This window comes from Ensifer sp. SL37 (assembly GCF_026672675.1).
GTDB classification, from domain to species: domain Bacteria; phylum Pseudomonadota; class Alphaproteobacteria; order Rhizobiales; family Rhizobiaceae; genus Ensifer; species Ensifer adhaerens.
Map to the genome: position 1 here is coordinate 1708268 of NZ_JAPPRN010000006.1, position 17748 is coordinate 1726015.

At 63.8% G+C, this 17748-nt stretch carries 17 protein-coding genes and 1 tRNA gene; 4 read left to right on the plus strand and 14 right to left on the minus strand.

Annotated elements, in window-relative coordinates; all coding sequences use genetic code 11:
* Positions 1–3: 3 nt before the first annotated feature.
* Genes OVA00_RS20370 through obgE form a run of 3 tightly spaced genes read right to left on the minus strand, consistent with a single transcriptional unit; the run spans position 4 to position 3473 of the window.
* Positions 4–1287, minus strand: a complete 1284-nt coding sequence (locus OVA00_RS20370; RefSeq protein ID WP_268090350.1) for a glutamate-5-semialdehyde dehydrogenase — start codon at positions 1285–1287, stop codon at positions 4–6.
* Complete coding sequence (gene proB / locus OVA00_RS20375) at positions 1280–2449, minus strand: glutamate 5-kinase (RefSeq protein ID WP_268089534.1); 1170 nt, start codon at positions 2447–2449, stop codon at positions 1280–1282. Before proB ends, OVA00_RS20370 begins: the two co-directional genes overlap by 8 nt.
* Before the next feature lies 1 nt (position 2450).
* A complete protein-coding gene (obgE, locus tag OVA00_RS20380) occupies positions 2451–3473 on the minus strand; it encodes a GTPase ObgE (RefSeq protein WP_060521425.1) in 1023 nt (340 codons plus the stop codon).
* 135 nt (positions 3474–3608) lie between these two features.
* On the opposite strand from obgE, the gene OVA00_RS20385 reads away from it, so the two are divergent.
* On the plus strand, positions 3609–4469 hold the full coding sequence (locus OVA00_RS20385) for an endonuclease/exonuclease/phosphatase family protein (RefSeq protein WP_268089535.1): 861 nt from the start codon (positions 3609–3611) through the stop codon (positions 4467–4469).
* Positions 4470–4510: 41 nt separating this feature from the next.
* Here OVA00_RS20385 and OVA00_RS20390 read toward each other — a convergent pair whose 3' ends face one another.
* From OVA00_RS20390 to rplU, 4 genes are all read right to left on the minus strand, one after another.
* Positions 4511–5095, minus strand: coding sequence for a GNAT family N-acetyltransferase (locus OVA00_RS20390; RefSeq protein ID WP_060586506.1), 585 nt, complete (start codon positions 5093–5095; stop codon positions 4511–4513).
* Complete coding sequence (locus OVA00_RS20395; protein WP_034802649.1) at positions 5092–5724, minus strand: GNAT family N-acetyltransferase; 633 nt, start codon at positions 5722–5724, stop codon at positions 5092–5094. Before OVA00_RS20395 ends, OVA00_RS20390 begins: the two co-directional genes overlap by 4 nt.
* Before the next feature lie 126 nt (positions 5725–5850).
* Positions 5851–6120, minus strand: coding sequence for a 50S ribosomal protein L27 (rpmA, locus tag OVA00_RS20400; RefSeq protein WP_034802646.1), 270 nt, complete (start codon positions 6118–6120; stop codon positions 5851–5853).
* A gap of 33 nt (positions 6121–6153) precedes the next feature.
* Positions 6154–6528: a 50S ribosomal protein L21 gene (gene rplU, locus OVA00_RS20405; RefSeq protein WP_034802644.1), complete on the minus strand. Its 375-nt coding sequence runs from the start codon at positions 6526–6528 to the stop codon at positions 6154–6156.
* Positions 6529–6823: 295 nt separating this feature from the next.
* On the opposite strand from rplU, the gene OVA00_RS20410 reads away from it, so the two are divergent.
* Positions 6824–6913 (plus strand) — tRNA-Ser (locus tag OVA00_RS20410).
* 430 nt (positions 6914–7343) lie between these two features.
* Here the strand turns inward: OVA00_RS20410 and OVA00_RS20415 are convergent.
* The 6 genes from OVA00_RS20415 to OVA00_RS20440 all read right to left on the minus strand — a co-directional run bounded on the left by OVA00_RS20415 (position 7344) and on the right by OVA00_RS20440 (position 13613).
* Positions 7344–7841 carry a hypothetical protein gene (locus tag OVA00_RS20415; protein ID WP_034802641.1) on the minus strand — a complete coding sequence of 166 codons (498 nt, stop codon included), beginning with the start codon at positions 7839–7841 and terminating at the stop codon, positions 7344–7346.
* A 92-nt stretch (positions 7842–7933) separates the two neighbouring features.
* Complete coding sequence (locus OVA00_RS20420; RefSeq protein WP_268089536.1) at positions 7934–9040, minus strand: DUF937 domain-containing protein; 1107 nt, start codon at positions 9038–9040, stop codon at positions 7934–7936.
* 430 nt (positions 9041–9470) lie between these two features.
* Entirely contained in the window at positions 9471–11147 is a 1677-nt protein-coding gene (locus OVA00_RS20425; protein WP_060611126.1) for a flotillin family protein, read from the minus strand.
* A 33-nt stretch (positions 11148–11180) separates the two neighbouring features.
* Positions 11181–11810 carry an OB-fold-containig protein gene (locus OVA00_RS20430; protein ID WP_268089537.1) on the minus strand — a complete coding sequence of 210 codons (630 nt, stop codon included), beginning with the start codon at positions 11808–11810 and terminating at the stop codon, positions 11181–11183.
* A 5-nt stretch (positions 11811–11815) separates the two neighbouring features.
* Positions 11816–12949: a PspA/IM30 family protein gene (locus OVA00_RS20435; protein WP_268089538.1), complete on the minus strand. Its 1134-nt coding sequence runs from the start codon at positions 12947–12949 to the stop codon at positions 11816–11818.
* Positions 12950–13109: 160 nt separating this feature from the next.
* On the minus strand, positions 13110–13613 hold the full coding sequence (locus OVA00_RS20440; protein ID WP_034803102.1) for a hypothetical protein: 504 nt from the start codon (positions 13611–13613) through the stop codon (positions 13110–13112).
* Positions 13614–13854: 241 nt separating this feature from the next.
* Here OVA00_RS20440 and OVA00_RS20445 point away from each other — a divergent pair, with 241 nt between their 5' ends.
* Entirely contained in the window at positions 13855–14016 is a 162-nt protein-coding gene (locus tag OVA00_RS20445; protein ID WP_090295460.1) for a hypothetical protein, read from the plus strand.
* Between the two features lie 490 nt (positions 14017–14506).
* Here OVA00_RS20445 and OVA00_RS20450 read toward each other — a convergent pair whose 3' ends face one another.
* Positions 14507–15817, minus strand: a complete 1311-nt coding sequence (locus OVA00_RS20450; RefSeq protein ID WP_268089539.1) for an amidase — start codon at positions 15815–15817, stop codon at positions 14507–14509.
* Between the two features lie 263 nt (positions 15818–16080).
* Here OVA00_RS20450 and OVA00_RS20455 point away from each other — a divergent pair, with 263 nt between their 5' ends.
* On the plus strand, positions 16081–17646 hold the full coding sequence (locus OVA00_RS20455) for an alkaline phosphatase D family protein (RefSeq protein WP_268089540.1): 1566 nt from the start codon (positions 16081–16083) through the stop codon (positions 17644–17646).
* Positions 17647–17748: the final 102 nt, after the last annotated feature.

Consider the following 17748-nt stretch of genomic DNA (forward strand, 5'->3'; position numbering starts at 1 on the left):
ACCTCAGGGCCTGACCTGTCCAGCACCACGCACCCGATACTTGAAAGAGGTCAGCTGTTCGACGCCGACCGGTCCGCGCGCATGCATCTTGCCCGTGGCGATGCCGATTTCACCGCCCATGCCGAATTCGCCGCCATCGGCAAACTGGGTCGAGGCGTTATGCAGCAAGATCGCGGAATCGATCTCCGAGAAGAAACGCTCGACGACCCCGGGATCCTCGGCGATGACGGCCTCCGTGTGGGCCGACGACCAGGTGCCGATGTGCTCGATCGCACCGGCGATCCCGTCGACCAGCTTCACCGAGATGATGGCGTCGAGATATTCCGTTGCCCAATCCTCGTCGATCGCTTCCTTCAGGCCGTCGACCGCGCCTGAGAGCTCGTCGGAGACGCGTACTTCGCAGCCCGCTGACAGCAGGGCGTTCAGCAACGGCTTGACCAGTCGGTCGGCGTCGTTGCGGTCGATCAGCAGTGTTTCGGCAGCACCACAGATACCGGTGCGGCGCATCTTGGCGTTGACGACGATCTTTTCCGCCATGGCGAGATCGGCAGAGGCATCGACATAGATGTGGCAGAGGCCTTCGAGATGGGCAAAGACCGGCACGCGCGCTTCGTTCTGCACCCGGGCAACGAGGCTCTTGCCCCCGCGCGGTACAATCACATCAATCGTGCCGCCAAGACCCGAGAGCATGGCGCCGACGGCCGCGCGGTCAGAGACCGGCACCATCTGGATCGCATGTTCCGGCAGGCCGGCGGCTTTGAGGCCTTCGACGAGGCAGGCATGGATCGCGCCGGAGGAATGGAAGCTGTCGGAGCCGCCGCGCAGGATAACGGCATTACCAGCCTTGAGGCACAGCGCGCCGGCGTCAGCCGTCACGTTCGGCCGGCTTTCATAGATGACGCCGATGACGCCGAGCGGCGTGCGGACGCGCTCGATATGCAGGCCGTTCGGGCGATCCCATTCGGCAATGATGTCACCGACCGGATCCTTGAACTCGGCAATCGCGCGAATGCCGTTTGCCATGTCGCGGATGCGGCCTTCGCTCAACGTCAGGCGGTCGATGAAAGAGGCGGCGACGCCGCCTTCGCGGGCGTTTTCAAGGTCGATCGCATTGGCCGAGAGGATCTCGTCCGTGCGGGCGACGATCGCATCGGCCATGGCGATCAGGGCGGCGTGCTTGCGTTCGGCGCGGGCGATGGCAAGCGGTCGGCTGGCGGCCTTGGCGTTGCGGCCGATCTCCAGCATGACGGTCTCGACGTCGCCCTTGTTTTTCACCTCGTCAAGCATGGACTTCATCCTTCCGGCTGCCCTCGGCCTCAGCGCGTTTTCCGGTCATCACCATATCGTCGCGGTGCACCATGGCGGCGCGGCCGGCATAGCCGAGGATCGCGGCGATCTCGGCCGATTTCTTGCCGGCGATCTGGCGGGCTTCGTCGGCATCGTAGCCGGCAAGACCACGGGCGATCTCGCGGCCGGAGGTGCCGTGAATGGCGATGGTGTCACCGCGGCTGAAGCTGCCCGTCACGTCACGGACGCCGGCCGGCAGCAGGCTCTTGCCCGAGCGCAGCGCCTCTTCGGCACCGGCATCGACGGCAAGCGTTCCGGCTGGTAGCAATTGACCGGCAATCCAGGTCTTGCGCGCGGTCACCGGCGAGCCTGATGGTGCGAACCAGGACGAACGGGCGCCGTCCTCGATCGCTGCCAGCGGATGGTTCGGCTTGCCTGAGGCGATGATCATGGCGCAGCCGGCGGTCGTGGCGATCTTGCCGGCATCGATCTTGGTGCGCATGCCGCCGCGCGAAAGCTCGGATGCCGCACCCCCGGCCATGGCCTCGATCTCAGGGGTGATCTCGGCGATCGTTTCGAGGAAGCGGGCGTTCGGGTCGAGATGCGGCGGGGCCGTGTAGAGCCCATCGATATCGGAGAGCAGCACCAGCAAATCGGCGCCGACCATAGTGGCGACACGGGCGGCGAGGCGATCGTTGTCGCCATAGCGGATTTCTGTGGTCGCAACCGTATCGTTCTCGTTGATGATCGGCACGGCGCCGAGTTTCAGCAGCTGGTTGATGGTGGCGCGGGCGTTGAGGTAGCGGCGGCGCTCTTCCGTGTCGCCGAGTGTCAGCAGCACCTGGCCGGCGACGATGGCATCGGTCGAAAGGCTCTCCGACCAGGCGCGCGCGAGCGCAATCTGGCCGACGGCGGCGGCCGCCTGGCTCTCTTCGAGCTTCAGGGCACCTGCCGGCAGGTTGAGCACGGTACGGCCGAGCGCGATCGCGCCCGAGGAGACGACCAGCACTTCGACGCCCTTGGCCTTCAGGCGGGCGATGTCGGCGCACATGGCGTCAAGCCAGGCCTTCTTCAGCCCGGTGGCGCGGTCGACCAGCAATGCCGACCCGATCTTGATGACGACCCGGCGATACTTCAAAAGCGGCTTGCGGGTCTTGGTCATCTCAGAGGTTCTCCTCGCCATAGCCTTCACCGGCCTTGGCGGCGACGATGACGCTGCGCAACGCTCGCAGCGCTTCGGTCATGCCCTTGCCGACGGCGGCAGAGAGCAGCAGGGGCTGCTCGCCGCAGGCCTTGGCCAGCGCCTTGGCTTTCACCTTCAGCTCGTCCTCGTCGAGCACGTCGATCTGCGACAGCGCGACGATCTGCGGCTTGTCTTCCAGCCCGCCGCCATAGGCTTCGAGCTCGTGCCTGACCGTCTTATAGGCCTTGGCGACATCTTCCTCCTGGGCGGAGACGAGGTGCAGCAGCACGCGCGTGCGCTCGACATGGCCGAGGAAGCGGTCGCCGATGCCCACACCTTCATGCGCACCTTCGATCAGGCCGGGAATGTCGGCGATAATGAACTCGTTGCCGTCGATGGTGGCGACGCCGAGATTGGGATGCAGCGTCGTGAACGGATAGTTGGCGATCTTCGGGCGAGCGCGCGTGCAGGCGGCAAGGAAGGTCGACTTGCCGGCATTCGGCAGACCGACGAGACCGGCATCGGCGATCAGCTTCAGCCGCAGCCAGAGCGTCTTCTCGTCGCCCTCGAGACCGGGGTTGGCCCAGTTCGGCGCCTGGTTGGTCGCGGACTTGAAGCGGGCGTTGCCGAAGCCGCCATTGCCGCCGGCGGCCAGCCGATAGCGCTGGCCCTCGGCGACCATGTCGACGATCAGCGTCTCGTTGTCTTCCTCGAAGATCTGGGTGCCGACCGGGACCTTCAGCGTCACGTCGTCGCCGCCGGCGCCGGTGCGGTTGCGGCCCATGCCGTGCTGGCCGGTCTTGGCCTTGAAGTGCTGTTGGTAACGGAAGTCGATGAGCGTGTTCAGGCCGTTGACGGCCTCCACCCAGACGTCTCCGCCACGGCCGCCGTCGCCGCCGTCCGGTCCGCCGAACTCGATGAACTTCTCGCGCCGGAACGAGACGGCGCCTGCGCCACCGTCGCCGGAGCGGATATAGACTTTCGTTTCGTCGAGAAATTTCATTGGGCTGCCATCTGTTCGGTGTAAGTGCGCGGTCTTAGAAAGTGTTACAGCGACCTTTGCAGGTCCTAAAGGATGCGCGGCGCTGTAATTTGCCGCCATCGATATAGGCGGTTTATTCGGAGGTCAAAGAATATCGTGCGGTTCGTTAGCTACAACATCCAATACGGCATCGGCCTCGACGGCCGCTTCGATCCCGAGCGTATCGCCGCCTCGATCGGGGACGCCGACATCATCGCGCTTCAGGAAGTGACGCGCGGCTTCCACCGCAACGGCCATGTCGATCTCGTCACCCGCTTCGAAAAGCTGTTTCCTGGCCAATTCGCGGCCTTCCACGCGCCTTGCGACATCGACATCGGTTCGGCGATCGAGGATGGACGCGCCGTCAGCCGGCGCTTCCAGTTCGGCAACATGATCCTGTCGCGCTGGCCGATCCTTGCAACCCGGCTCATCCCCTTGCCGCGCACCCGCACGATCAGCCCGATGAACCTGCAGCGCGGGGCGACGGAAGCGCTGATCGCAACGCCCGACGGTCCACTCCGGGTCTATTCCGTGCATCTCGATCATGTGCTGCCGGCCGAGCGTATTGCCCAGATCCGTTATCTCAAGGACCGGCTGCTCGGTTATCCGCTCGAAGGCGGCGCGATCACCGGGGCGGCCGATTTCGGCATGGCCGAGCCGCCGCATCCGGAGGACTTCGTCGTCATGGGCGATTTCAACATGGAGCCGGAGACGCCGGAATACTGCGCGATGACGGGCTCGCGCGACGCCTTCTACGGCCGTTCGCTGCGGCTTGAGAATCCGGTCGATGCGCTTGCCCATCTCGGCCGCCTGACGCCTGAAAGCTATAGCTGGATCCATCCCGAAAACCCCGAAAAACGCATGCATCTCGACTATTGTTTCTTGAGCGCCGGCCTTGCGTCTCGTCTCACCGATGCCTGGACCGACTATGAGGCCAAGGGTTCCGACCACCTGCCTGTCGGTTTCACGCTCGCATGAAAAAAAGTCCCCGCGAAGCCCGAGCTTCGCGGGGATGTTCTCTAGTGCGGTCGGCGCAGATCGGCGGCGGTCAGCCGCGTCTCGATATGGGCGACCATGGCGTTGCGCGCGAGCGCATAGACCTGGGCGCAGCCGGTGATCTGGAAGCCGATCTTCTCCTGCACCTTCAGCGATCCCGGATTGTCGGCAAAGACGCCGGAATGCAGGGTCGTTTCGGGCATGCGGCGGAAGAAGCGCTCGACCGCCGCATAGGCAGCCTCCGAGGCAAAGCCCTTGCCCCAGTAGAAGCGGTTCAGCCAGTAGCCGACATGCCATTGGCCGTGGCGGAGCTCGATGCCGACGCAGCCGATGTGCACGTCGTCACCGGTGGTGACGGCGAAGGTCCAGTCTGGCGTCAAACCTGAAGTCTGCGCCGTCAGCCAGTCGAGCGCGTCCTGCTGATCGTAGGGCGCGGGAACGCGCGCCAGCATGCGCGCCACCTGGAAATCGCCGAGCGACTGGGCGATCGCCTCGGCGTCGTTTCGCCGATGCGGGCGTAGAACCAGGCGCTTGGTCTCGATGACCGGGCAGGGGCCGGGACCGGGGCGGGCGACGATCCGCTGGCGTTCGGAAGCGAGCGCGTTCATCGCATGCCTCCCCAGCTTCTCAAGGAGACCCAGGTCTTGCGGTCGAGTCGGTACCATTCGACGGCGATCGAGCCGCCGAGCGCCAGGCTGCCGACCATGCCGCTGCCCTGGAACTGGAAACCGCACTTCTGGATGACCCGGCGCGATGCCAAGTTCATGACCCGGCAGCGCGCATCGATCTGGTCGATGTCGCGGGTGCGGAAGGCCATGTCGGTCAGGACCTGGGCGGCCTCGGTGGCATAGCCCTGGTTCCAATAGGGCTCGCCCAGCCAATAGCCGAGCTCCGCCGTCTTGCCATCGGGATGCGGCTCGATACCGCAACAACCGAGAAATGCGCCATTGTCCGCTTTGGTAATCGCGTAGACGCACTTGCCAATCGTGCCGGCTTTCGCGCGTCGCACGAAGTCGGCGGCATCGGCCGTCGTATACGGGTGCGGCATGCGCGAAACCATGGTCGCGACATTGGCATTGTTGGCAAGATGGGCAAGGGCGTCGATATCGTCTTCATGGGGCGCGCGCAGAACGAGCCGGGGTGACAACAATATCGGGCAATCGGTCCTTGACCGTTGGGGCCTCAGCCTCTGCTCGGGAGACCGGGATTGGTCTTCCCTCAACAACTCGGTTTGCATGGTTTCCTCCAGAAACGAAAAAGGGGAGTTGGGTATTGCCCCATCTCCCCTTTGAAGTCTGGCTTGGAACCATCAGGTGCGTCAGCCGGGTCGATGAGACGCCGGCTGTTTTAGAGCGCTACCGGCTTATTCCGCTGCTTCGGCTTTCGGCATTACAGACACGTACACGCGGCCATTGGCCTTCGTACGGAAGTCCACGTTGCCGGCCGTAAGTGCAAAAATCGTGTGGTCCTTACCGAGGCCGACATTGGCGCCCGGATGCCACTTCGTACCGCGCTGGCGCACGATAATGTTGCCTGCAATGACGTTCTCGCCGCCGAACTTCTTCACGCCAAGGCGCTTGGACTCAGAATCGCGACCGTTACGCGACGAACCGCCAGCTTTTTTGTGTGCCATTGGTGTTCTCCTTTAAACCTTAGATCCCTGAACTCAGTTTGCAGCGGCTTCAGCGGCAGCTTCAGACTTCTTCGAAGCCTTCTTTGCCTTGCCACCGGCAGCAGCGATGTCCAGGATGCGGACGGTCGTCTGGTGCTGGCGGTGACCGCGCGAGCGCTTGGAGTTCTGGCGGCGACGCTTCTTGAAGGCGATGACCTTCTTGGCGCGACCCTGCTCAACAACTTCAGCGCTGACAACGGCGCCTTCGACAAACGGAGCACCGATGGTTGCATCGGCGCCAACGCCGACCATCAGGATCTCGGTGAATTCGATCTTGTCGCCTGCAACGCCTTCCAGCTTTTCGATGGTGAGGACGTCGTTGGCGGCCACGCGGTACTGCTTACCGCCGGTCTTGATGACTGCGAACATTTTTTATCCTTTCATGTTCGATCCGGCTCTCTGCCCGAAGACAAGGCCGTCTTTTTCTCAGTCGACAGTTGAGTGGATCTCCTTTTCGGATATCCACCGGTGAATGGGCGCAAATCGCACCCGCTGCGGTGAAGCTAGGCCACACCACTTCATTGCGCGGATTACAAGGATTTGCACAGGCGTGTCAAGGCGAAAGCAACGAGGCCGTTACATATTCTTCAAACAAGGCCCTTGCCAGCACCCGAATCTGCCGCTATGAACCCGACCGCGCCGAACAAGCGCCGACCAGCAAAGCGGAGAGGTGGCTGAGTGGTCGAAAGCACCGCACTCGAAATGCGGCGTACGGGCAACCGTACCGTGGGTTCGAATCCCACCCTCTCCGCCATAATCTATCTCACCACCATGTGCTATGCGAAGCAGCCCGACTTCAGGGCGGTTCACGGAAGCTTCCGGGGTTCGTTGTTTAAACGCGCGTCTCTATCAACTCGACTTCGGCGTCCAGGAAACAAAATCGCCAGCAGGCTCGATATCTGTTTCAGGATGGGGGCGGGCACGTTCCTGTTGTGTCGGAGGCGCGGCGATCGATCGTTCTCCTTGCCAGCGGTCATCCGGCGCTTCCGATAGCCCACCCTGATATGGCGATCGCGGGTCGTGCGCCGCGTCAAAGGGTGACCCATCTGACAACGATGTCGCGGCGTTGTCGCCAGCGATTGCGGTTTGCCGAACTATAGCCATCGATGCCCTTGCGAACCGGGCAAGGGCGTCGGCGGCCGGGCTGACGGCACGTTCGTGCTTCCGCGGCGAAACGCAGCTGCCTAGGCGACTTTCAGCGCCGCGGAAATCTCCGACAAGGTGGCCTTCTCAGCATCGCTGACAGCGACGCCGCCGAAGCCCAGGAAGCCGCCTTCCTTGGCGGCTTCCGCCACCTTCTGGCTGATCTGGTATAGCCATGTGCTGAAGGCTGCGACATCACCCTGCGCCTTGGTCTCGACGAGTGTCCGGGCCTGATTCAGCGTTTCAATGCATCTGGCCTTCATGTCCTCCGGCTTGGCACCCTTGAGTTTCGTCTGCAGCCCATCGCGAGCGGCGGTCCGGCCCTCCGAGGTTTCGAAGTCGGCGACCAGCGCCTTGACGAGCGGGCTTGCTGCGGCATCGGCTTTTGCCTGCAGAAGTGCGCTGCTGTTGGCGATGCCTTCCTTCATCATCCCCCAGAGGCCGCTCGGCTCCGCGGCCGTCACGGCAATGCCGGCCATCATCACGCTCTCCAGGAGCAGCGTCCATTCTTCCGGGGTGAATGTCGATTTGTCGGCCATGGCCGTCTTCCTTCCTATCCGGTTTCGTCGATGACAATCGCCAACGGTCCGTGCGGAATGCAGGGCCGGCAGCTCATGCTTGGGCTGGTTCTTCAGGTCGCCAGTGAGGCGAGCTTGGTCTTCAATGCATCGATTGCGGGTTTCACGATGTCGGAAGCGCCGGGTATCGCCAGCACCTTGTCGAAAAGCCCGTTGAGCGTTGGCATCAATGGCCCGACGAGCGCGGAAAGGGCTGCCTTCTGTTCGGCAGACAGTTGCCCGGTGGCGCCCGTGACTTTGTCGAGCCCGGCTGAAATCTCCTCCAGTTTCGGCAGGGCGGCCGTGGCCGAGGCGGCGTCCGTGACACCGGTCAGCGTTGTCTGCAGGCTCGCCATGCTGTCCTGGACCTGCCGGCCGATGTCGACCCCGCCGACCGTCAAGCTTTGCCCCGCCGTGCCAGCCTGTGGCGCGACCTCTCCGCTCGGTCTGCCGAACAGATAGAAGAGCACGGCTGCAAGCGCGAGTACGGCAATCACCCAGTAGAGCCAGTTGCGCGACCCGGACGGCGTCGCCGCCTCGGCTGCGCGCTGACCGGCTCCACCGACGGACGAAGCCGCTGTCGCGGCGCTGCGGGCGACCTGGCTCGCCGAGGCCGCGGCAGACTGTGCCGAAACGCCGAGCCCGCCGAGCAAGCCTGTTCCGCCAAGCAGTTCTCTTGCGCCGGAGGGCAGGGCGGCCGCGATGTTGTCCTTCTGGCTCGCGAGCAGTCCGGCGATGCCATTGGCGCTGAGATCGCCGCCGCTCTGCCGGGCAAGGCCACCCAGCACGAGGGGAGCAAGCGTCGCCAGCAACGAACCGCTCGCCCGCGGGTCCATGCCGGAGATCCCGCCGATGGCGTTCGCAAGCGCACTGCCGTCCTTCGCCCCGAAGATTGACGAAATGATCTGTGACCCGTTCTGGCTAAGCGTCGCCTGATCGCCTCCCTGAAGCATCCCGATGAGACTGTCGAGCGATCCGCCCTGTTGACTGGCGGTATCGGCGATCTTCTGCGCCCCGCCCGGTTGCGCGGCGACACCCGTCAGTCCCGCCAGCACCGCGGGAATGGCGGCGCTGACGGCGCCCTGCACCTTGCTGCTGTCGAGCCCGAGCGCCGAAGCGATGCGTGCGATCATGTCAGGGGTAAGCATCTGCGCGATATACGAAACAAGATTGCTGGCCATTGGCTTTTCCTCCACGTTGATGTCGTCGGACATCGACGGCGCTCATGGAGCGGTCGTCCGACGGCGCGGCAATTGGCTGCAAGCAATTCGCGTTTATCTGATTGTCGGCCGCGAGGCGGGTTCCTCTGGAACCTTCGGCCCAAAAATATTAGCACTTGTGGATGTAAATGGCCAGTTCTCGGCAACTTGCGGAAACGGCAGAACGTGGCGCATTGAACACGCGCGCTAGTGCGCCAGCATGTTGAGCGGCCCGTGACCCGGCAGCCGAGGCAGGAGGGAAGAAGGCGGACCGTCGGCCGCAGGGCCGGTTTAAGGGTCGCGACGACAGCGCCGCAGGATGCTTGCGGTCACGCGCGGGCCGGCCTGACCTGATGCCCGCACCCATAGTCTGATCCCCGGCCGCGAGGCCAGGGATCCCGTCGGTTTCGCGTTACTTCTTCGGCGATTTCTCCGCCGGCGGCGGTGCCGCCTGCAGGTTGCCGAGCAGCGACGAGATGGCATTTTCACCGTTGAAGCCGGCTTCCTTCAGCAGTTGGTCGACGATCGGCTTGTTGGCCTGGTAGGACAGGAGCTGGCCCGCCAACCCGTCGCCAAGGCCGATGCCGTTTGCAGCACCGTCGCCGCCGCCGTTGCGGCCGAGCATGCCGCCGGTGTCGAAGATGCGGATGTCGGAGATCTTCTCGATCGGCTTGACCGCTTCTGCCAGCGCTTCGGGAATGATGCGGATGCGTTCGCGCAGGATCTCGAATTCAATGATGGCGGAGCTCAGCTTGTTGCGGGCTTCGTTGAGCAGCGCCTCGCTCTCGGCTGCGGCCTTGCCGGTTTCGAGCACGCCCTTCGCCTTGATGATCGCGGCGTCGGCCTCGGCGGTGGCCAGCGTCTTGATCGCATCGGCCTGGTCGAGGGCCGCCTGCTTTTCGGCTTCGGCGCCGACGGTCACGGCGGTCGCTTCGGTTTCGGCGTTCTTGCGGGCGTCGATGACGGCGATCTGGCGTTCGCGTTCAGCGATTTCCACGGCCTTTGCGGTTTCCACCTTTTCTTCCGCGGCAATGGCGAGCGCACGGGCGGTTTCAGCCTGGGCCTTCGCCTCGGACTCTTCCCGGCTCTTGTTGGCAACCGCGATGGCGCTTTCCTGCGAAACGATCTGCAGGTCGCGGCGGGCTTCCGTGTCGCGCTGCTGCACGGCGCGGGTGGCGTCGATGTTGGCGCTTTCACGCGCCTGCTTGGCAAGCGCCTCGCGTTCGGCGATCGCCTGCTCGGCGGCGATGCGAGCTTCTTCCTCGGCGCGCTTGGCCGCCTGTTCCTGCTGCGCGGTTTCGGCGCGGGTGGCGGCCGACTTGTTGGCGATGTCGCGTTCCTGGTTCAGCTCCGCCTCGCGCTTGGTGCGCTCGATCGTCAGCGATTGCTGGCGGGCTTCCAGATCCTTCTGGGCGATCGCGACTTCGGTATCGCGCACGATCTCGTTGCGCTCCTTCTTGCGGCCCTCGGTAATGCGGGTCAGCGCCGCAAGACCATGGGCGTCGAAGAAGTTGTTGGCGTTGAAGTGCTTGATATCCGTCTGGTCGAGACGGGTCAGCGAAACGGATTCGAGTTCGAGACCGTTCGACTGCAGGTCGGCGCCGACCGCTTCCTGCACCGCCTTGACGAAATCCATGCGCTGTTCCTGCAGCGCGTCGAGGCTCATGGTGGCGGCGACCGAGCGCAGACCGTCGACGAACTTGGCCTCGATCAGCACGCGCAGCTGTTCGGCATCGTTGGTACGGTCGCCGAGTGTCTGGGCTGCAAGCGCGATCGAGGAGGCATCGGGCTTCACGCGGACATAGAATTCCGCGCCGATATCGACGCGCATGCGGTCCTTGGTGATCAGCGCGTCGCCTTCGCCGCGGCGAACTTCAAGGCGCAGCGTCTTCAGGTTGACGCGGGCGATCGAGTGGAAGATCGGCAGCACGATGGAGCCGCCGTCGAGGACCACCTTCTGGCCGCCAAGGCCCGTGCGCACATAGGCTTCGTCGCGGCTCGAGCGGGTATAGAGCGATGCAAGAACAAAGCCGATGCCGAGGATCAGGACGATGCCGATGCCGGCCGGCACCAAGAGTTCATAAAACATGGTTGCTCCGTGAGACTTTAAGACGTGGGAATTTTAAGGATTGGGCGGCGTCAGCAGGTCTGCCGGCGCCGATATCGCAATGAAAATGTTGGAAACGCGGTCGACGACGAGCACCTGCGTGCCGATGGCGATCGGTTGCTCGTTGCGGGCGGCGCGCGCGCGCAGCACATGCCAGTTGCCGTGGCGATCCTTGAGGCGGATGCGTCCCGGCAGGCCCTGGTCCAGTGGGCCGACGGTGACTTCGCCGCTGCGGCCGACGAAATCGCCGAGATCGACGGCATAGCTTTCGTCACGCGGCACGATCTTTGCCACCCATCGGCTCGACATCCGAACTGCGGGCAGCGAGACGGCGAGTGCCGGTAGCGCCGCGACAAGGGCAGGCAGCGGCACCCACAGGGCCCCGGCCACCGCCTGGATGACAAAACCGATCATCGCGAAGAGGCCGAGGAAAAGCATCAGCAGCACGAGCAGCGGTACGCCGCCGACATTGAACCAGGACATCAGCCCGCCCAATGCGTTGTGGTCGTCCAGCCAGGCCTTGTCGATCGCCTCGCCCAGTGAGAAGCCGAGCAGCAGGCAGAGGAGCTCGATGCCGGTGAAGGCGGCCAACATCACCGCCGCAACCGCGAAGGGTAGGGATTCCGGGGCGAGGAAGAACAGCATCGGCGTCAGTGCTGCTTTGCCTTGAGTGCGGCCAGTCTCGCGTCGATCGCCCGATCGCGATGCAGGCGGTCGAGTTCGTCCAGCTCGGCGCTGTTGCCGTGTTCTCCGCCCGGTACGCCCGTGGCGCGGGAGACGGCGGCAGCGGCGCGGGCGGCACCGTCCACCGGGCTGGGCTTCGCCAGGCCCGAAACCTTGCTCTCGGGGAACTGGGCGATGCTGCGCTTGAGATCGGCGAGCCGCGCCTCGGCCTCGCGGCGGGTGGCAAGCACCGCCTGCAGCGCCTGCTGGCCCTCTTCGAGATCGGTGCGGGCGCCGGCGAGCGCCTTGTCCAGCGCGGTCAGCTGCGATTCCAGGTCGATCTGGCGGGCGACGCCGGCCTTGGCAAGGTCTTCCCGGGCGGCAGAGATGGCGGTGCTGATCTTTTCGTCCAGCTTTTCGAGATCGGCGCCGATTTCGTCGCGGCGGCTGAGGATGCGATACTCCTCGGCGCGTGCCTGGCCGATATCGACCCGGGCCTCTTCGGCGGCCGCGTCGATTTCGCGGAGCGCCTGTTCGACGATCACGATCTTGTTGCTGCCTTCCGCCTTGTCGACGGCGGCATTGGCGAGACCGGCGATCAAGCGGCCCATACGGGATAGGATGCCTTCATTCGTCATCATTTTCTTCTCCGTTCGGTCGGAATGCGTGGTGACGCCAATGTGGATCTGATAGCCGCCGTGCTGTGCAACGAGCTGGGCGGCGAAGATATTCAGAGTGCCCGGCGAATAGCCGGCGACGTCGTATGGGATCGCGACGCGACCACGCACGGTGGCGACGGTCAGATCCGACGGTCCCTTGATTGCGAAAAGCTTGTCGTCCAGCGGCAGCCTTTCGGCATTGGCCTGCTGTCCGCGGTTTGCCGCGAAGTCACGCAGTCCAAGCGTGACCATGCGCGCCGGAAGCCCGGTGCGCTCCCGGACCGTTTCGTAGGCAAGTTCATGCAACGTTACGAGATTGGCGCCCGCCTTTTCGCCGGCGAGTTCATCGAGCATCGCCAGCATGTCGCCGTAGGCAACGAAGGTTTCTTCCAGGGCGCGTCTGGCCTCCGCGTCCGGCGCGAGATCGTAGTACAAGATCGACGTGTGGTTGCCCTGAGCCATGAGCAATAACATAAAGCACCACTTTCGTGCTTTCAAGGATTGGCTCAGGTTTAAGTTGCAATATTCTTCTGCTGAACGCGCGCAACGGTCGTGCGCCGGCAATGCGGGTTGCAGCGGGCGGAAGAGGGGCGCGTTGAAAGCGGACGATTGTCCGGCGGGTTCACTCCGCCGCGTTGTTGCGCAACCAGGTTTCCAGCGCGGCAATCACCGAGAGCCGCAGGCTTGCGCCCTTGGACAGGGCGCGGGTGAGGGACAGGTCGTCGCCGGCAAATCCCATCTCGGCCATGATGTCGTTCGCCCGCATCCGGCGGCGATTCATGATCGTGCGGATTTCGGCGATCGTTTCGGGGAGCAGGTAGCGACCGCTGGCAATCGCGGGGGGCGCTGCGAGCGGCGGATCGATATGAGCGTGTGGGGCAAGCCCGTCCGGGCCGCCATTGCTGCTCAGCCACTTGAGGAACGTTTCACGCTCGGTGGGGCTTGCCTTGGTCCAGGAATTCTTGAGCTTGTCGAGGCGCGTGCGCTCGTCCTTAAGCCCTGCCGCGATAAGCGCCTTGCGCAGCGACGGGATGCGGCCGGCGATCAGATCCGCATGGATGTCGGGAAAATCGAGTTTCAGGCGCTGCACGTCCGCGGTTTCGTCGCTCTTGGTTTTCTTCGACATGCTCATTCCCGCGTCGTTCGTCGGCGACATGCTCTAGCGTGCTCGTGCGGCCGGCGCGAGCGAAATAGGTCGCTATCCTCTATCCTTTGTCAGTCGACCCCGTTAGGGAGCGCATGGAGAATAACGCGACGCTGCGTGCTGTGCCCTTCGCCTGATGTCATGCATCCAGCTTTACGCAAGTCCCTTCGCCTATAGTCACCTCAATGGCCGGGATGTGACACGGCGAATGAAGGACAATGATATGTCAAACGATATCGAGCATTACCGCGACCCATCCGACAAGATGGTTGCCCTCTATCTCGCGAACAATGACGGCGACGAACTGACCGATGTCTTGGTCGCCGCGCTTGAAGATGCCTTCCGCATCCTCCGTGACGAGATCTCCGGCGAAACGATGCATTGAGCGGAGCGCGTCTCCTCCACGAACTATTTTTCGAACGTAATCCACCATCGGTTGCGAATCGAATCAGGGATGTCCTGTTCTGACCGGGTTCCAATCGGCGACGCGTCGGATGTCGGGAGAGTTCGCGGCCACGTATCGCTTGCGCTAGGGGAGACGCACAAGCATGACATTTTCTATCTGGCATACGGTCATAGCGCTGCTGATTATCGGCGCACCGGTCTGGCTGATCCTTCGGGCCTCGAAGCGCTCACGCTAAAGCGCGTCGCAGATCAAGTCTGCTTCATCGCATATCGCTGTCGCAAAATCGGCGCGCACATCGCTCGGCATGCTTGGCGCATCAAGGCGCGAGCGATTGGCCGTAGAGAACAAGGCGTTGCGGGGTTCCGATTTCAACGGGATCCATGCCCGCTTGATGTCCTCATCGACGACGACTGCCGAACCGGCCTGCTTGCAGGCCGGTGATTCATTCGATGACCATCGGGCGCGCCGTTCAAGCTTCCTGAAGCAGCGCCTCGGCTGAAAGGGCTGACGCCAGTACGGTCGCATCGGTTCCGTTTCTCCCAACCAGCATCAGTCCGGCCGGCCGCACAAGGCCCGGCATCGGCAGGGTGATAGCGGTGAGATCGAACTGGTTGGCGACCTGGCAGTTGCGCAGCAGCAGGCTCTCCACGCGGTCGTATTCCGCCGCATCGATGTCGACGCTTGCGATGGACACGGCCGCAATCGGCGTCGTCGGCAGTGCGATGAGATCGTAGGGCGAGAGCCGCTCGTCCATGGCGGCGGCGAGCGCATGCCGGGTTTGCAGCAGGGCCGAGATCGCCGCGTCGGGCACCAAAAGGCGGCGGCGAAGCGAGAACTTGACCCTGTCGTCGACGGGGGCGGCCGCATCGCTCAGCCAGCCGGCGTGGACGCGGCTTGCCTCCAGGCCCGCAATCGAGCCGATCCGCGTCGCTTCGCCGAGCTTCTCGATCAAGTCATCGATGGTGCAGTCGACGATCTTGGCACCCGCTTTGGCCAGGCGGTCGAGGCTTGCCGCGAAGGCGTCGGCGACTTCGAGGGAGAGGTCTTCAAACAGCCTGCCACGGGGGATGCCGATACGAAGACCTGCGACAGGGCGGGCGACAAGCGGCCTTGGCTGCTCGCCGGCCATCACAGCATCGGTCGCTGCACAATCGGCCACGGTCCGGGCGAGCGGTCCGAGCGAATCCAGAACCGGCGAGAGCGGAAAGGCGCCATCGAGCGGGATGCGGCTGGCTGTCGGCTTGAAGCCGACAATGCCGTTCAGCGCCGCGGGGATGCGGATCGAGCCACCGGTATCTGAACCGATGGCAATATCACAGGTGCCTTCTGCTGCCGACACGCCAGCGCCCGAGGATGAACCGCCGGGGATCAGGCTTTCGTCGGTGGCGTTGCCGGGTACCGGGTAGTGTGGATTGAGGCCGACGGCCGTAAACGCGAATTCGGTCATATGCGTCTTGCCGATAATGACCGTACCGGCAGCACGTAGCCGCTGGACAACGAGCGCGTCTTTTTGGGCCGGCGGCGCGTCGCGGCGGATGATGGAGCCGGCAAGCGTCGGTTCGCCGGCGATATCCAACAGGTCCTTGATTGAAACGATCTTGCCGTCGAGCGGCCCAAGGCTGTCCCCCGCCTGCCGGCGGCGGTCGGCCGCGTCTGCCTCACTCCGCGCGCGCTCTTCGTAGAGCCGGACAAAAGCCTTTTCCTCGTGCCGGCGATCGTTGAGCCGGCTCAGGATCTGTTCCAGGCGGTCGCGGACGGAGACGTTGGCGGCATGGGACACGATGATCACCTGTCGATTTGTGTGGCCACCGAACGGGGGCAGGAGGCGGGTTCGTTGCCCGGATTCATCAAGGCCAACGCTGATCGCCTTTGATAACAGCATTGGCGGCGTTTGCCATCGTCCCATTGTCGCCGCGGCCAGCTCCGGCCTTCACCGAACTGTCGCCAAACCGTTCAAATAGTTTCATGCGGCTGTTACGTCGCTGACACCCAGATGACCAAAGGTCCGGCACGCGCGGTGGCGCTGCCGAATCGGAGGTCTGTTTGGCCGATATCCTCAAGACGCTTTCGAGGCGTTCTTTCCTGCTTTCCGCCGGTGCCGCGGGCTTCGTGGCCTCATCCGGTCTTGCGACACCCTTTTATGCACGCGGCTACGGCCGGCCGGAATTCATTCACGGCGTGCAATCGGGCGATGTCGATACGTCCTCCGGCATGATCTGGACACGGGTGGATCGCCCGTCGAAGGTGTCGGTCGAATACTCGACCACCGAGAGCTTCTCCAACCCCCTTCGCCTTTCCGATCTGACGGCGACGCCGCAGACGGATTGCGCGATCAAATGTTCGCTCGACGGGCTGCTGCCGGACCAGGATATCTTCTACCGCTTCACCGCCACGGATCTCTACGACGTCAACCGCGTCTCCGCGCCGGTCACCGGCCGGTTTCGCACCGCCCCCTTGCGCAAGCGCTCAATCCGCTTCGTCTGGTCCGGCGACACGGCCGGGCAGGGCTGGGGCATTGATGATGTCGGCATGAAGACCTATGCGACCATGCGCCAGCACGAGCCGGACTTCTTCATTCATTCCGGTGACACGATCTATGCCGATAACCCGATCCCCGACGAGATAGCGCTACGTGATGGCGGTGTCTGGAAGAACCGCGTGGTGACGCATGAGAAGCGCGACGTGGCGCGGACGCTGGAAGAATATCGCGGGCAATGGAAATACAATCTGCTCGACGAGCATGTGCGGCAACTCAACGCCGTGTGCCCCACTTTCTATCAATGGGACGACCACGAGGTGCTGAACAACTGGTCGGCCTCGACCGACCTGCGCGACGACGCGCGCTATCCGGAAAAGGATGTTGCCGTCTATGCCGAGCGGGCGGCGCGGGCGTTCCACGAGATGACGCCGATCCGCATGCCGGCAACGCAGCCCGGCCGCATCTTCCGCAAGATCGGCTATGGTCCGTTGCTCGACGTGTTCTTCGTTGACCTCAGATCCTATCGCGGCGCCAACCAGGGAGAAGACGGCGGCGGCGCCCTGTTCGGCTGGCGGCAGGTCGACTGGCTTAAGCGCGAACTTGCTGCCTCGCGGGCCACCTGGAAGGTGATCGCCTGCGACATGCCGATCGGTCTCGTCGTCTGGGACGATTACACCAACCGGCGCGGCTCGGACGCGATCGCCAATGGCGACAACGGTCCGCCCGCGGGGCGCGAACGCGAATTTGCCGATCTCTTGCGCTTCGTCCGCGACAACGGCATCGACAACCTCGTCTGGCTGACGGCGGACGTGCACTACACCGCCGCGCATCACTACGATCCGGGGCGCGGCGCATTCAAGGATTTCACGCCGTTCTGGGAGTTCGTGTCCGGTCCACTGCATTCCGGCACCTATGGGCCGAAGGAGCTCGACATGACCTTCGGGCCGGAGGTTCGCTTCATAAAGGCATCCGGCGGCGGCATCGACCAGAACCTGCCGCCATCGGCTGGTCTGCAGTTTTTCGGCATCGTCGATATCAACGGCCAGACGCAGCAGATGACGGTGCGGCTGATGGACCGGCAGGACCAGGAACTCTGGCGCGTGACGCTCGATCCGGCCGCAATTGCATGAGGAATTCGGTCGCGGCCAACAGCTTTGCAAACGGCGTTCGTGAGACCCCTGACGAGTGCAAACCCATGGCCTACCGGCATTTGAACACGACGCTCATGCGCG

What these genes read in the sequence shown, in the direction of transcription:
- OVA00_RS20430 (WP_268089537.1), bottom strand. Translation starts at nt 11,810, where the DNA reads ATGCTGTTCTTCCTCGCCCCGGAATCCCTACCCTTCGCGGTTGCGGCG.
- OVA00_RS20420 (WP_268089536.1), bottom strand. Translation starts at nt 9,040, where the DNA reads ATGGCCAGCAATCTTGTTTCGTATATCGCGCAGATGCTTACCCCTGAC.
- OVA00_RS20370 (WP_268090350.1), bottom strand. Translation starts at nt 1,287, where the DNA reads ATGCTTGACGAGGTGAAAAACAAGGGCGACGTCGAGACCGTCATGCTG.
- OVA00_RS20440 (WP_034803102.1), bottom strand. Translation starts at nt 13,613, where the DNA reads ATGTCGAAGAAAACCAAGAGCGACGAAACCGCGGACGTGCAGCGCCTG.
- OVA00_RS20390 (WP_060586506.1), bottom strand. Translation starts at nt 5,095, where the DNA reads ATGAACGCGCTCGCTTCCGAACGCCAGCGGATCGTCGCCCGCCCCGGT.
- rpmA (WP_034802646.1), bottom strand. Translation starts at nt 6,120, where the DNA reads ATGGCACACAAAAAAGCTGGCGGTTCGTCGCGTAACGGTCGCGATTCT.
- OVA00_RS20425 (WP_060611126.1), bottom strand. Translation starts at nt 11,147, where the DNA reads ATGTTTTATGAACTCTTGGTGCCGGCCGGCATCGGCATCGTCCTGATC.
- rplU (WP_034802644.1), bottom strand. Translation starts at nt 6,528, where the DNA reads ATGTTCGCAGTCATCAAGACCGGCGGTAAGCAGTACCGCGTGGCCGCC.
- OVA00_RS20445 (WP_090295460.1), top strand. Translation starts at nt 13,855, where the DNA reads ATGTCAAACGATATCGAGCATTACCGCGACCCATCCGACAAGATGGTT.
- OVA00_RS20435 (WP_268089538.1), bottom strand. Translation starts at nt 12,949, where the DNA reads ATGGCTCAGGGCAACCACACGTCGATCTTGTACTACGATCTCGCGCCG.
- OVA00_RS20395 (WP_034802649.1), bottom strand. Translation starts at nt 5,724, where the DNA reads ATGCAAACCGAGTTGTTGAGGGAAGACCAATCCCGGTCTCCCGAGCAG.
- OVA00_RS20415 (WP_034802641.1), bottom strand. Translation starts at nt 7,841, where the DNA reads ATGGCCGACAAATCGACATTCACCCCGGAAGAATGGACGCTGCTCCTG.
- obgE (WP_060521425.1), bottom strand. Translation starts at nt 3,473, where the DNA reads ATGAAATTTCTCGACGAAACGAAAGTCTATATCCGCTCCGGCGACGGT.
- proB (WP_268089534.1), bottom strand. Translation starts at nt 2,449, where the DNA reads ATGACCAAGACCCGCAAGCCGCTTTTGAAGTATCGCCGGGTCGTCATC.